The 13,931-nt window shown below is 68.5% G+C and carries 12 protein-coding genes; all 12 read right to left on the bottom strand.

Annotated features, from left to right (window positions below; translation table 11 throughout):
- Nucleotides 1–3 precede the first annotated feature (3 nt).
- On the bottom strand, nucleotides 4–2,364 hold the full coding sequence (locus AVJ23_RS18115; RefSeq protein ID WP_058863635.1) for an FtsX-like permease family protein: 2,361 nt from the start codon (nucleotides 2,362–2,364) through the stop codon (nucleotides 4–6).
- A gap of 4 nt (nucleotides 2,365–2,368) precedes the next feature.
- Nucleotides 2,369–3,097 (bottom strand): ABC transporter ATP-binding protein, encoded by a 729-nt coding sequence (locus AVJ23_RS18110; protein ID WP_058863634.1) that lies wholly within the window; start codon nucleotides 3,095–3,097, stop codon nucleotides 2,369–2,371.
- A 76-nt stretch (nucleotides 3,098–3,173) separates the two neighbouring features.
- Nucleotides 3,174–4,310 (bottom strand): Gfo/Idh/MocA family protein, encoded by a 1,137-nt coding sequence (locus tag AVJ23_RS18105; protein WP_058863633.1) that lies wholly within the window; start codon nucleotides 4,308–4,310, stop codon nucleotides 3,174–3,176.
- Nucleotides 4,307–5,368: a sugar phosphate isomerase/epimerase family protein gene (locus AVJ23_RS18100; RefSeq protein WP_058863632.1), complete on the bottom strand. Its 1,062-nt coding sequence runs from the start codon at nucleotides 5,366–5,368 to the stop codon at nucleotides 4,307–4,309. The genes AVJ23_RS18105 and AVJ23_RS18100 overlap by 4 nt, the downstream gene beginning before the upstream one ends.
- A gap of 14 nt (nucleotides 5,369–5,382) precedes the next feature.
- Nucleotides 5,383–6,210 (bottom strand): TolB family protein, encoded by an 828-nt coding sequence (locus AVJ23_RS18095; protein WP_058863631.1) that lies wholly within the window; start codon nucleotides 6,208–6,210, stop codon nucleotides 5,383–5,385.
- Nucleotides 6,210–7,832, bottom strand: coding sequence for a glycoside hydrolase family 43 protein (locus AVJ23_RS18090; protein WP_058863630.1), 1,623 nt, complete (start codon nucleotides 7,830–7,832; stop codon nucleotides 6,210–6,212). Before AVJ23_RS18090 ends, AVJ23_RS18095 begins: the two co-directional genes overlap by 1 nt.
- A gap of 79 nt (nucleotides 7,833–7,911) precedes the next feature.
- Nucleotides 7,912–8,955 (bottom strand): L-glyceraldehyde 3-phosphate reductase, encoded by a 1,044-nt coding sequence (mgrA, locus tag AVJ23_RS18085; protein WP_058863629.1) that lies wholly within the window; start codon nucleotides 8,953–8,955, stop codon nucleotides 7,912–7,914.
- 13 nt (nucleotides 8,956–8,968) lie between these two features.
- Complete coding sequence (locus tag AVJ23_RS18080; protein WP_058863628.1) at nucleotides 8,969–10,099, bottom strand: Gfo/Idh/MocA family protein; 1,131 nt, start codon at nucleotides 10,097–10,099, stop codon at nucleotides 8,969–8,971.
- Nucleotides 10,100–10,101: 2 nt separating this feature from the next.
- Entirely contained in the window at nucleotides 10,102–10,839 is a 738-nt protein-coding gene (locus AVJ23_RS18075) for a sugar phosphate isomerase/epimerase family protein (RefSeq protein ID WP_058863627.1), read from the bottom strand.
- 24 nt (nucleotides 10,840–10,863) lie between these two features.
- Nucleotides 10,864–11,949: an ABC transporter ATP-binding protein gene (locus AVJ23_RS18070; RefSeq protein ID WP_058863626.1), complete on the bottom strand. Its 1,086-nt coding sequence runs from the start codon at nucleotides 11,947–11,949 to the stop codon at nucleotides 10,864–10,866.
- 101 nt (nucleotides 11,950–12,050) lie between these two features.
- Nucleotides 12,051–12,944, bottom strand: coding sequence for a carbohydrate ABC transporter permease (locus AVJ23_RS18065; RefSeq protein WP_240484718.1), 894 nt, complete (start codon nucleotides 12,942–12,944; stop codon nucleotides 12,051–12,053).
- A gap of 40 nt (nucleotides 12,945–12,984) precedes the next feature.
- Nucleotides 12,985–13,875: a carbohydrate ABC transporter permease gene (locus AVJ23_RS18060; RefSeq protein ID WP_058863624.1), complete on the bottom strand. Its 891-nt coding sequence runs from the start codon at nucleotides 13,873–13,875 to the stop codon at nucleotides 12,985–12,987.
- Nucleotides 13,876–13,931 lie beyond the last annotated feature (56 nt).

Below are 13,931 nucleotides of genomic sequence, written 5' to 3'. Positions count from 1 at the left end.
GCGTCATTCCCTCGTCTTCATCACCGAGATCAGGTCGAGCCGGCCCAGCCGCCGGGCCACCAGCGCCACCGAGCCTGCCGCGGCGCCCAGTACGATCAGGCTGGCGCGCGCATAGGTCGCCGGCTCCAGCACCAGCGGGATGGCGTAGAGATCGCTGGAGAAGCCCGAGGTCATGGCGCGGGCGACCTCGGTCCCGATCCACCAGCCCAGCGGCTGCGCGAGGATCGCCAGCAGCATCACCTCGCCGGCGAGGATATAGGCCACCTCGCCCTTGCCGAAGCCCAGGATGCGCAGGCTGGCCAGTTCGCGCGCGCGTTCCGACAATTGCACCCGCGCGGCATTGTAGGCCACGCCCACCGTGATGATCGCGCCCAGCGCGGCATAGACGGCCGTCACGACGAGGATGTTCTGGCTGAGCGTCTCGAGGAAGCTGCGCCGGTTCTCGGTCATGTTGATCGTGCCCATCAGCCGCGGGAAATCCTTGATCCGCGCCTCGAAATCGGCCGCGGCGTCGGGATCGGCCAGCGTCACGTTGACATTGGACACGCGCGGGCTCTGCCGGAACAGCCGGTTCAGCGTGTCATGGTCGAGATAGGCGCCCAGCCCGAAGAACTGGGTGACGATGCCGGTCACGGGGATCCGGTGCCTCTCGCGCAGGCCGCTTTCGAAGCTGACGGTCAGCGTGTCGCCCACCCGGGCGCGCAGCGCCTCGGCCAGCCGCTCCGAGATCAGCAGCCCGCCGCCCTCGGGCGTGACCACGCGGCCGGCATCGTCGACCACGCGGGCCAGGTCTGCCCCGGGCGCCACGGTCGAGACCGGCAAGAGCTTTTCATAGGGGCCGTGGATCAGCCGTGCGGCATGGTATTGCTGCGGCTCCACCTGCAGCACGCCGGGCAGGCGACGCACCTCCTCCAGCGCCGAGATCGGCGCGTCGGGATCGAAGAGCAGCAGGATGTCCTGCCGGTTGGACTGGTAGAAGCCCTTGTCGATGATCTCGTCCACCGCGTCGGGAAAGAAGTTCGACGCCACCAGCACCGAGACGGCCAGCGCCATGCCCAGCATGGTCATCGCCGCGCGCAGCGGCCAGCGCAGCAGGCTGCGCAGGATCATGCGGCTGGGCTGGGACAGGCGCAGCGCGGCGATGGCGCGGTCCAGCAGGGTCTGGCGGAAGCGCGGCGGCGCGGGCGGCGCCATGGCCACGGCCGGTGCCAGCCGCGCCGCCCCCAGCGCGCTGCGCAGCGCGCCCGCGCTGGTCGCCGCCAACCCCAGCGCGGCCGAGGCCGCGTAGACGCCGGGAGACACGCCGAAGACGAGATAGGGAAAATCGTAATACTTGGCATAGAGCGACGCCATGCTCTGGGCCAGCCATGTGCCCGCGGCCCAGCCGATGCCCACGCCCACCAGCGCGATCAGCCCGGCCAGCATCAGGTAATGCAGCGCGATTTCGAAATTGCTGTAGCCGATCGCCTTGAGCAGCCCGATCTCGGCGCGTTCCAGCTGCACGATGCGGCCCATCACCATATTCACGAGAAAGACGGTGATGCCGAGAAAGACCGGCGGCAGCACGTAGGCCAGCACCTCCAGCTGGGTGATCTCGGTCTCGAGAAAGGCGTTCGACTGCTGGCCCGAGCGGTCGACGGGGGTGGTGGCGCCATAGGGATCCAGCCGCGCCCGGACCGCCTCCTTGACCGGCTCCAGCGGGGTGCGCGGCAGCACGGTCAGCGACAGCGTGTTGAAGGCCCCGGCCATGCCGAAGGCGGCATCCATCACCTCGGCGGTCAGCCACAGGATGCCGAAGGTCTCGTTCTGCGGCATCAGCGCGCCGGGCCCGATCGTGTAGACGAATTCCGGCGACAGCGCCGTGCCGGTGATGGTCAGCGCGCGCTTGCGGCCGTTCAGGTTGACCGAAACGACATCGCCCGGCACGAAGCCGTTCGCCTCGGCAAAGGGTTCGTTGACCACCACCTCGGACGGGGCCTCGGGCCAGCGCCCGCTGCGCAGGATCGGCACGTTGAGCAGCGCCGCGCCCGAGGCGGGGCGCGAGATCAACAGCCCGGTGGCCGGCTTGGTCCGGCCGGGCAGGTCCAGCATGGCATAGCCGCGCACCTGCGCCTCGACTTGGGCCACGCCCTCGATGGCGCGCAGATCGGGCAGCACCGACAGGGGCGCACGCCGGGTCGAGGCAAAGACATGGGCAAAGCGGTTGTCGTCGTAATAGGCGGCGCGTGTCTCGTTCAGGGCGCGGCTCATGCCGACCGACATCAGGATGACCGTGACGCCTGCCGCCAGCACCAGCGCGATGGCCAGGCCCTGCACCCAGAGCCGGCGGAAGTCGCGCATCAGCTTGAGGTCGATGGCCTGCATGGCGCTACCAGTGAATCTCGGACGGGGCGAGCCGGTGGTCATTGACCTCGATCCGCTCGATCCGTCCGTCGGCAAAGCGGATCACCCGGTGCGCCATCTGCCGGATTGCCGCGTTATGGGTGATGACCACGGTAGTGGTGCCGAACTCCTCGTTGACCCGGCGCAGGGTTTCCAGCACCTGCGTGCCGGTCCGGCTGTCCAGCGCGCCGGTGGGCTCGTCGCAGAGCAGCACCTCGGGGCGCTTGGCAATGGCCCGCGCGATGGCCACGCGCTGCTGTTCGCCGCCCGACATCTGGGCCGGGAAATGGTCCATCCGGTGGCCCAGCCCGACCAGCTCCAGCGCCTCGGCCGGCCGCATGGGATCGCGCGCCACGTCGGTGACCAGTTGCACGTTCTCGCGCGCGGTCAGGCTGGGCACAAGGTTGTAGAACTGGAAGACGAACCCCACATGGTCGCGCCGGTAACGGGTCAGCGCGCGGTCGCCCGCGCCGGTCATGTCGCGGTCGCGGAACCAGAAGCGCCCGCCGGTGGGATGGTCCAGCCCGCCGAGGATGTTCAGCAGGGTCGACTTGCCCGAGCCCGACGGGCCCAGCAGCACCGACAGCTCCGAGGCATAGAGCGCAAGATCCACGCCCGCCAGCGCGTGGACCTGCACCTCGCCGGTGTCGTAGATCTTGGTCAGCCCCTCGGCGCGAAAGACCACCTCGGGCGCGGTGCCAGCTGCATCGGGCATGGGGTTCTCCGGTTCGCCCGGTCATTCTGCATCGCAGAAAGGCCCGGCGCGTTGATCCGGATCAAACCCCGCCTGCTCAGCGCGCCAGCGACGTCCAGGCGCCGTCCGCCTCGGACGAGGCGAGGCAGGCCGCGATGAAGCGCATGCCGGCCAGCCCGTCGGACAGGTCGGGCGTGTGCACGCCCTCGGGCAGCGGGGCGCCCGTATCGGCGTGGCGGATCAGGCTGGCGGCCTCGGCATAGAGCGTGGCGAAGCCTTCGAGATAGCCCTCGGGATGGCCCGGCGGCACGCGCAGGTGGCGCAGCCCCGCCGCGCTGGCCCCGGCCCCGCCGCGGGTCAGGATCTGCTTGGGCGCACCCAGCGGGGTATAGGTCATCACGTTGGGACTCTCCTGCGCCCAGTCCAGCCCACCCTTGGTGCCGTGGACGCGCAGGCGCAGCGCGTTCTCGTTGCCGGTGGCGACCTGGCTGGCCCAGAGCATGCCCTTGGCGCCCCCCTCGAAGCGCAGCATGACATGCACATTGTCATCGACCGGCCGCCCCGGCACGAAGGCGTCGAGATCGGCGGCCAGCGCCTGCGCCGACAGCCCGGTGACATAGCTGGCGAGGTTGAAGGCATGGGTGCCGATATCGCCGACGCAGCCCCCCGCGCCCGAGCGCGCCGGGTCGGTGCGCCACTCGGCCTGCTTGTTGTGCACCTCTTCGGCCAGCCAGTCCTGCACGTATTCCACGTGGACCACCCGGATCTCGCCCAGGTCGCCGCGCGCGACCATCTCGCGCGCCTGCCGCACCAGCGGGTAGCCGGTATAGTTGTGGGTCAAGATGAACAGCCTGCCGCTCTCGGCCTGCGCGGCCTCGATCTGCGCGGCCTGTTCGGCCGTGGCGGCCAGCGGCTTGTCGCAGATCACGTGGATGCCGGCGCGCAAAAACGCCACGGCGGGGGCGGCATGCATGTGGTTGGGCGTGACGATGGCCACCGCGTCGATGCCGTCGTCCCGCGCCGCCTCGGCCCGGGCCATGGTCTCGAAATCGTCATAGGCGCGGTCGCCGGCGATGCCCAACTCCTCGGCCGAGGCGCGGGCGCGGGCCGGGTCCGAGGACAGCGCCCCGGCGACCAGCTGCCACTGCGCGTCGATGCGCGACGCGATGCGGTGCACGCCGCCGATGAAGGCGCCCTGCCCACCGCCCACCATGCCCAGTCGCAGCGGTCTCATCGCGTCACCCCCAGCATCTTGTGGATTGCACCCATGTCGGTCTCGCCCCCGGCGAAATCGTCGAAGGCCTTGTCGGTCACCTCGATGATGTGCTCGGCGATGAAGGGAGCGCCTTCGGCGGCGCCCTGCTCGGGCGATTTCAGGCAGCACTCCCATTCCAGCACCGCCCAGCTGTCATAGTCGTAGGTGGCCAGACGCGAGAAGATGGCACCGAAATCCACCTGCCCGTCGCCGAGGCTGCGGAAGCGGCCCGCGCGGTGCAGCCAGGGCTGGTAGCCGGAATAGACGCCCTGCCGCCCGTCTGGATTGAACTCGGCATCCTTGACGTGGAAGGCGCAGATCCGGTCGTGGTAGAGGTCGATGAACTGCAGGTAATCCATCGCCTGCAGCAGGAAATGGCTGGGATCGTAGTTGATCCGCGCCCGACCATGCCCGTCCAGCGCGTCGAGGAACATCTCCCAGGTGGCGCCGTCGAACACGTCCTCGCCCGGGTGGATCTCGAAGCCGATATCGACGCCCTCCTCCTCGTAGACATCGAGGATGGGCCTCCAGCGGCGGGCCAGCTCGGCAAAGGCCTCCTCCACCAGCCCGGCGGGGCGCTGCGGCCAGGGGTAGAGGAAGGGGAAGGCCAGCGAGCCGGTGAAGCTGACCGTGGTGTCCAGCCCCATGGCGCGCGAGATGCGCGCGACCTTGGTGACCTGGTCCACCGCCCAGTCCTGCCGCGCCCGCGGGTTTCCATGCACCGCCGCCGGCGCGAAGGCGTCGAACGCCGCGTCATAGACGGGGTTCACCGCGACCAGCTGGCCCTGCAGATGGGTCGACAGCTCGGTGATCTCGACGCCTGCCTCGGCGCAGATCCCCTTGACCTCGTCCCGGTAGGTCGCGCTTTCGGCCGCCTTGTCGGTGTCGAAAAGCCGGGGGTCGAAGGTCGGGATCTGCACGCCCTTGTAACCGAGCCCCGCGGCCCATCTGGTGATGTTCTCGAGACTGTCGAACGGCGCGGTGTCGCCCGCGAACTGGGCAAGGAAAAGGGCGGGTCCCTTGATGAGGCCGGGCATGGGAATCTCCTGTCTCAGGATGGTCGGGAATAGCGGACAAAGGCGAAGCGGCGGCTGTCGGGCGCCCAGCACGGCACGTTGAGCGTGCCCTGCCCGCCGAAGAGCGACAGCAGCGTCCGGGGCGTGCCGCCCTCGGCCGGCATCAGGCGCAGCTCGACCTCGCAGCCGAACGGGTGCCCCTCGGTCCCGGCCGGGTAGGCAAGGTAGCAGACTTGCCGCCCGTCGGGCGCGGGATGCGGAAACCAGTCGACCGTGCTGCCGTCGGTCATCTGCTGCGCATCGCTGCCATCGGCGCGCATGCGCCACAGCGCCATGGCCCCGCCGCGGTCGGAGTTGAACCAGATCCACGCGCCGTCAGGCGTGTAATCCGGCCCGTCATAATGGTGCGGGCCGTGGATCAGCAGCGTCTCTGCCCCGTCCTCCAGCGCACAGGTGGCGATGCCGAAGGCCTCGTCGCGCACGCAGGTATAGAGCAGCGCACCGCCATCGGGCGACCAGCCATGCCACCACGAGGGCACCTGCCGCGTCAGCCGCCGCGGCACCCCGCCCAAGGCGGGCAGCACGTAGATGCAGCTTTTCCCGGTCTCGGTCTTGTCGCTGATCGCCAGCAGGTCGCCAGAGGGCGACAGGCCGTGATCGTTGTTGAGCCGCGCCAGCGGGCCCGTGTCGATCGGCACCAGCGCAGGCTCGGCCAGCGAGACAGTGTAGAGCCGGCCGTCGCAGTTCACGATCAGCGCCGCACCGTCGCGGGTCCAGTTGGGCGCCTCGACATGGGCGTCGGTCTGCAACACCACGAAGGTCTCGCCGGTCTCGATGTCGATGGTCTCGATACTGGCAAACATCAGTCCCCTCCCGGCAGGTAGGCAAAGCGGGTGAATGTCGCGCGGCGCCCCTGCCCCGTGACGTCATGCGCGGCCATGCCGACGAAATTGCCGGTGAAGGAGCCGTGCTCGCCCAGACCGCCCTCATCCGAGAGCAGCGTGGCGTCGAGCGGCGGGCCGATCTCCTGCCAGTCGCCCCCCTGCCGCCAGAGGAAGCGCTGCGTCGCGTGATCGGTCCGCACGGCCAGATCGACCGGGCCATCGGCAATGGGCATCGGGTCGATCGCAAAGCTCAGCCGCGCATCCACCGCGTCGCCGAGGCAGGACAGGATGGTCAGCGCCCGGCCGAGGCCCGGCTCATGCGTGACGGCGAGATAGTGGAACTTGTGCCGGTTGTAATAGGTCACGAGCCCCGCGGCCTGCTGGTAGCTGTCAGGGGTGAAATCCTGCAACGTGGTCTCGGCCCGGTAGGCCAGATGCTCCTGCCGGCGGGCGACCAGCGCCTGTTCGAACCAGCTGCCGATGCTCTCGCGACCGATCAGCTGCAGCGCCTCGCCCGTCAGCGTGAAGATGCGGTCGGGATGGGGCGTGCGCAGCCACTGGAATTCCGGCGGCAGAATCGTGCTGTCGAAGCGCCGGATCACCGGTTGCGGCGCGGGTGGCTCGGCCGGTGCGGGGATCTGAATGCGCGGCACGGGATCGCCCGTCTCGGGCCAGAGCCAGCCGTCGCGCCAGACGCAGCGCTCGATCCCCGTCTCGCGGCCGAGCGGCGAGAAACCCCGCCCGCGCCCCGACAGATGGCTGCGCGTGCCGTCGGCATCGATGGGCCGCGAACACAGGAAGGTGTGCCATGTCTCGCCCTCTTCGGTCTCGACGATCTGGCCATGGCCCACGCGCTGCAGCGCGCTGCCGGGCGCGTCCCTGGCGGTGAAAAGATGCGTGTCGGGGTGCAGTTCATAGGGGCCGAGGAGCTCGCGCGACCGCGCCATGGTGACCGCATGGCCATAGCCGGTGCCGCCCTCGGCCACGGTCAGGTAGTACCAGCCGTCGCGCCGGAAGAGATGCGGCGCCTCGGTCAGCCCGTGCGCGCTGCCGGGGAAGATATTGGTGACCGGCCCGGTCAGCCCGTGCTCGGGATGCCATTCCTGGCAGAGGATGCCGTCGAAGGCCGGGTGGACCGGGTGCCCGCCGACCGAGCCGCCGCGATGGTTCCACTGCATGTTGAGAAACCACTTGCGCCCGTCCGTGTCGTGGAAGAGCGACGGGTCGAAGCCTGAGGAATTCACGTAGACCGGGTCGGACCACGGCCCCTCGATCGACGGGGCGCGGGTGATGTAGTTATGCGCGTCCTTGAAATTGCCGGTGTTGCGCTTGACGTCGGTATAGACCAGCCAGAACTGGCCGTCGGCAAAGCTGAGGCAGGGCGCCCAGATCCCGCCGCTGTCGGGATTGCCGCGCATGTCCAGCAGTGCGGCGCGGTCGAGCGGGCGGGCGCAGAGCGCCCAGTTGGCGAGATCGGTGGAGCGGTGGATCTGCACGCCGGGATACCATTCGAAGGTCGAGGTGGCGATGTAGAAGCTCTGCCCGACCCGGCAGATCGACGGGTCGGGGTTGAACCCGGGCAGGATCGGGTTGCGGATCATGACAGGCCCCCTTGCGCCCATGCCCCCCGCCGACGCCTCCGGCGGGAGTATTTGGGGAAAGATGAAAGGGGCCGGGGCGTCACCGGGACGGCCCGTCGCGCTCGGCCGAGGCGGCCCAGAGATTGATATTGGCGTCCTTCGCGTGGCTGTCGATCTCGGCCAGCTCGTCATCGGTGAAGTCGAGATTGTCCACCACGCCGGCGCAATCGGCCACCTGCGCGGGTTTCGACGCGCCGATCAGCGCGGTCGTGACCCGGCCCCGGCGCAACACCCAGGCGATGGCCATCTGCGCCAGCGTCTGGCCGCGCCGCTCGGCGATGGCGTTGAGCGCGCGGATGCGCTCCAGCACCTCGTCGGTGACAAAGCTCTCGCGCAGCGACTTGCCCTGTGTCAGGCGGCTGCCCTCGGGCACACCGCCGAGATATTTCGTGGTCAGCATGCCCTGCGCCAGCGGCGAGAAGGCGATGGAGCCGATGCCCAGATCGTCCAGCGCGTCCAGGAGCCCGTCCTCCTCGACCCAGCGGTTGAGCATGGAATAGGAGGGCTGGTGGATCAGGCAGGGCGTGCCGAGCTGGCGCAGGATCTCGGCCGCCTCGCGGGTGCGCTGCGCGTTGTAGGAGGAGATGCCGACATAGAGCGCCCGGCCCGAGCGCACGATGTGGTCGAGCGCCATCATCGTCTCTTCGAGCGGGGTGTCGGGGTCGAAGCGGTGCGAGTAGAAGATGTCGACATAGTCGAGCCCCATCCGCCTGAGCGACTGGTCGCAGGAGGCGATCAGGTACTTGCGCGACCCCCATTCGCCATAGGGCCCCGGCCACATGCCATAGCCCGCCTTGGACGAGATGATCATCTCGTCGCGATAGGGCGCGAAATCGGTGCGCAACAGCTCGCCGAAGGCGCGCTCGGCCGAACCCGGCTCGGGCCCGTAATTGTTGGCGAGGTCGAAATGCGTGATGCCGTGATCGAAGGCGGTGCGGCAGATCTCGCGCTTGGTCTGATGCGGGGTGTCGTCGCCGAAATTGTGCCACAGCCCCAGCGAGACGGCCGGGAGCTTCAGCCCCGACCGCCCGCAGCGGCGATAGCTCATTCGGTCGTAACGGGTCTCGGATGCGGTCCAGACCATGACGGGCGTCTCCTTATGCCAGCAGGGCCCGCGCCTGTTCGGGATCGAGAGCGGCGGGCCGGTCGCAGGTGGTTGTCATCTCGATCCAGGCCCGGGCCTCGCCCGCCGCCAGGATCGTCGTCATGACCTCGACCACATGGGTGGCAAGTTCAAGGCTGCATCTGTGCGGCCGCCCCGCGGCGATGGCCTGCGCCATCTCGGCCAGCCCGGCGCAGCGGTAATTGGCCCGCGGGATGCCGCGCCCGTCCTCGAGATTGGCCACGCCGAACGGGTGGCCGCGCTCCTCCAGCGCGACCCGGCCCTCGGGATCGGCCAGCTCCACGTCGCCGCCGAAGAAGTTCGGATCGGGCACGTAGAGCGAGGCGTCGAGCCCGTAGAGCTCCATGTTGGCGTGGCGGTGCGCCTTGACGTCCCAGCTGGCGCCCAGCGTGACGATGGCGCCCTGGGCGAATTCCAGCAGCGCATGCGCCGTGGTCGGCGTCTCGACCGGTATCTCCTCGCCATTGCGCGGCCCGTTGGCGATGGTGCGCGTGGCGCGCCCCCGCCCGGTCATCGCGGCCACCGAGCGCACCGGACCCAAAAGCTGCACGAGATTGGTGATGTAATAGGGCCCGAGATCGAGGATCGGCCCGCCCCCCGGCTGGAAGAAGAAATCGGGGTTCGGGTGCCAATGTTCCATGCCGAAGGACAGCACGTGGCAGGTGCCGCCGGTGATGCGGCCCGCCCGGCCCTCGTCCAGCGCGGCGCGGGCCAGCTGGTGCGCACCACCAAGGAAGGTGTCCGGCGCCGAACCCACGCGCAGCCCCTTCTTCTCGGCCAAGGCGCGCAGCGCCTCGCCCTCGTCCAGCGTCAGCACGAAGGGTTTCTCGGAATAGGCGTGCTTGCCCGCCTCGAGGATGGCCTTCGAGACCGCGAAATGCGACGCCGGCACGGTCAGGTTGACCACGATGTCGATATCGGGCGCGGCCAGCAGCTCCTCGACCGTCTCGGCCCGCAGGCCGAATTCGGCGGCGCGCGCCTCGGCCGCCGCGCTGTCGAGATCAGCGCAGGCGCGCATCTCGATCCCCGAAAACAGCGGGGCAAGCTTCATGTAGGCGGCCGAGATGTTGCCGCAGCCGATCACGCCGATCCCCATTTGCGCCATGTTCAGTACTCCCGGATGGCGGCGATGGAGCGGGTGGCAAAGCGTACCGCGTCCGAGGGCTTGTCATGCTCGGCCACGAAGAGATCGACACCCGCCTTGCGCAGTGCGGTCATGTATTCGGTCCAGGGCAGCACGCCCTGGCCCACATCGGCCCAGCCATCCTCGTCTGCGCAATCGCCCTCGGGGGCGATGTCCTTGACATGGGCGGTGGTGATCCGGTCGCCGTAGCGCGCGATCCAGTCCAGCGGGTCGGCGCCGCCGCGCACCACCCAGGCCACGTCCATCTCCCAGTCGAGCGAGGGCGCCTCCTGCAGCAGGATCTCCATCCCCTCGCCCATGAACTCCCAGTGGTGGTTGTGCCAGCCGAAGGCAAAGCCCGCGTCGCGCACCTTGTGGCCGGCCGCCTCCAGCCGCGCGGCCAGGTCCGTCCAGGCGGCCACGTCCTGCGGCGCGTTGCGCAGCGCATCCTCGGGTGCCGGGCAGAAGATGCGCTGCATGCCCAGCGTGCGGGCGGTGGCCAGCGTGGTCTCCAGCGCGTCCTCGAACTGGCCCACGGGGAAGAAATGCCCCGAGGGCATGGCCAGACCGGCCTCGTCCATCAGGGCACGGAAGCCCGCCGGGTCGCCATAGACGCCGCCGAACCCCTCGACCTGTGTGTAGCCCAGCCCGGCCAGTTTGCGCAGCGTCGCGTCCCAGGGGCCCGCGTCGCGCGCGGAATACAGCTGATAAGAAATGTCCATGATGTCGGTCCTTCTGCGACGCGCCTAGAGCCGCGCCTCGGTTGCCTTGTCGAAAAGATGCGCGCGCGCCGGGGCAAAACCCACCTGCAGCGCCTGGCCCGGCTGCACCACGGCCTGCCCGTCCATGCGGACCCACAGGCTCTGCCCCTGCACGCCGACGCGCACCAACGTGTCCGAGCCCAAGGGCTCGACCAGTTCCACGACCGTCTCCAGCCGCACCGGCATGGCCTCGGCCTCCGGGCCGCTGGCGATATGCTCGGGCCGGATGCCCAGCCGCGCCGGCCCGGTGCCCGGCGGGCCGGCAAAGTCATAGCCTTCCAGCGCGATATCCCCCACCGGCGCGGCAAAGATCCCCTCGGCCACCGCCCCGTCGATGAAATTCATCGAGGGCGAGCCGATGAACTCGGCCACGTAAAGACAGCTCGGCCGGGCATAGATCTCGTGCGGGGTGTCGAATTGCAGCACCTGCCCGCCCTTCATGATGGCGATCCGGTCGGCCAGCGTCATCGCCTCGACTTGGTCATGGGTGACGTAGATCATCGTGTTGGACAGGGTCTGGTGCAGCTGCTTGATCTCGACCCGCAGCCCGGCGCGCAGCTTGGCATCGAGGTTGGAGAGCGGCTCGTCGAACAGGAACACGTCCACGTCGCGCACCAGTGCCCGCCCGATCGCCACCCGCTGGCGCTGCCCGCCCGACAGCGCCGCCGGCTTGCGTTTGAGCAGCGGCTCGATCTGCAGGATGCGCGCCGCCTCGGCCACCTTGCGCGCGATCTCGTCGCGCGGCAGCCCGGCATTCTTCAACCCGAAGGACAGGTTTGCCTCCACCGTCATCTGCGGGTAGAGCGCGTAGCTCTGGAACACCATGCCGATGCCGCGCCGGCTGGGCTCCTCCCAGGTCACGTTGCGCCCGCCGATGAAGATCTGCCCGTCGCTCACATCCAAAAGCCCAGCGATGCAGTTCAGGAGCGTGGACTTGCCGCAGCCGGACGAGCCCAGCAGCACGACGAACTCGCCCTGCGCCACGTCGAGATCGAGGTCCTTGAGCACCTCCACCGCCCCGAAGCTCAGCTTGAGGTTGCGGATCGAGATGCTGGGATCTGTGATGTGCATGTCGGGGCCTCTTTGGCGCTGGCTTTCATCTTTCACGAAATACTCCGGGGGTGCGGGGGCTGGCCCCCGCGTCGCTCGGGCGGGCATCGGCGCGGCACGGCTCATCCCTTCACCGCCCCGGCGGCGATGCCGCGCACGAACAGCTTGCCGGACACGAAGTAGATGACCAGCGGCACCAGCCCGGTCAGAAGGGTCGCCGCCATGTTGACATTGTACTCCTTCACCCCCTGCACCGAGTTGACGATGTTGTTCAGCTGCACGGTCATCGGGTAGATGTCGGGCTTGGTATAGACCACGCCGAACAGGAAGTCGTTCCAGATGCCGGTCACCTGCAGGATCATCGCCACCACGAAGATCGGCAGCGACATGGGCAGCATGATCCGGAAATAGATCCCCCAGAACCCGGCCCCGTCAACGCGGGCGGCCTTGAACAGCTCCTCGGGCAGCGAGGTGAAGTAGTTGCGGAACAGCAGCGTCAGGATCGGCATGCCGAAGATCGAATGCACGATCACCAGCCCGCCCAGCGTGCCGTAGAGCCCCATCTCGCGCAGCAGGATCACGATCGGGTAGAGCATCACCTGGTAGGGAATGAAGGCGCCGAAGATCAGGATGGTGAAGAAGACATCCGCCCCCTTGAAGCGCCAGTTGGCCAGCGCGTAGCCGTTCACGCTGGCGATGGCGATGGACAGCACGACCGAGGGCACGGTGATCCGCACCGAGTTCCAGAACCCCCGGCTCAGCCCGTCGCAGTTCAGCCCGGTGCAGGCCTCGGACCAGGCCTTGACCCAGGGCTCGAAGGTGATCTCCATGGGCGGCGCAAAGATGTTGCCAAGGCGGATCTCGGGCATGCCCTTCAGCGAGGTCACCACCATCACGTAGAGCGGCAGCAGGTAGTACAGGCTGACCACGATCAGCGTGCCGTAGACGATGATGTTGGCGCGGCTCAGCCGCTTGCGGGGCCGCGGCCCGCGCGGGCCCGACAGGGCGGGCGCCACCGCGTCGGCGCCGGCGGCGGTTGCGGACAGGGATGCCGGCTCAGACACGCTTCTTGCCTCCGAATTCGAGATAGGCCCAGGGGATGACGACGATCAGCACGGCCAGCAGCATCATGGTCGAGGCGGCAAAGCCCTGGCCCAAGTTCTGCCCCGAGAACATGTAGTCGTAGACGTATTTCGCGGGCACCTCGGACGCGATGCCCGGCCCGCCCGAGGTTTGCGCCACGACAAGGTCGTAGAGCTTGACGATGCCGCTGGCGATGATCACCAGCGTGGTGATGAAGACCGGGCGCATCATCGGGATGACGATGAAGAGATAGGTCTTCCACATCGGGATGCCGTCGACCCGGGCGGCCTTCCAGATCTCCTGGTCGATGCCGCGCAGCCCCGCCAGCATCAGCACCATGACCAGCCCCGTGCCCTGCCAGAGCCCGGCGATCAGGATGCCGAAGATCACGATCTGCGCGTTGTAGAGCGGATCGAAGGTGAAGCCGACCCAGCCCATGCCGCGCACGATGCCCTGGATGCCGAACTCGGGGTTCAGGATCCACTGCCAGACCAGCCCCGTGACGATGAAGCTGAGCGCGAACGGGTAGAGGATGATGGTGCGGAAGGTGTTCTCGAAGCGGATCTTCTGGTCCATCAGCGCCGCCAGCACGAAGCCGATCAGCAGGCTGAGCACCATCGAGCAGATGCCGTAGATCATCAGGTTCTCGATCGAGACCATCCAGCGCTCGGTCTCCCACAGCCGCTCGTATTGCTGCAGGCCGACGAATTTTTCGCGCGGCAGAAGCTTGGAGTTGGTGAAGGAATAGGTCACCGTCCAGGCCGTGCCGCCGACGAAGACCACCATGGCGGTCAGTATCATCGGGATCGCGGCCAGCTTGGCCATCAGGTTGCGGAACAGCGGATTGGGGCGGGCGTGCGCCATGCTCGCGGCCTCCTGCCGGGAAATGTGGGGCCCCGTCCCGGCCCGCCGCAGGTGCG

Origin of the sequence: Pseudoponticoccus marisrubri (assembly GCF_001482405.1) — a bacterium.
Classification (GTDB): Bacteria; Pseudomonadota; Alphaproteobacteria; order Rhodobacterales; family Rhodobacteraceae; genus Pseudoponticoccus; species Pseudoponticoccus marisrubri.
Note: the sequence above shows the minus strand (reverse complement) of the source record. Positions and strands in the feature narration are given on the sequence as shown.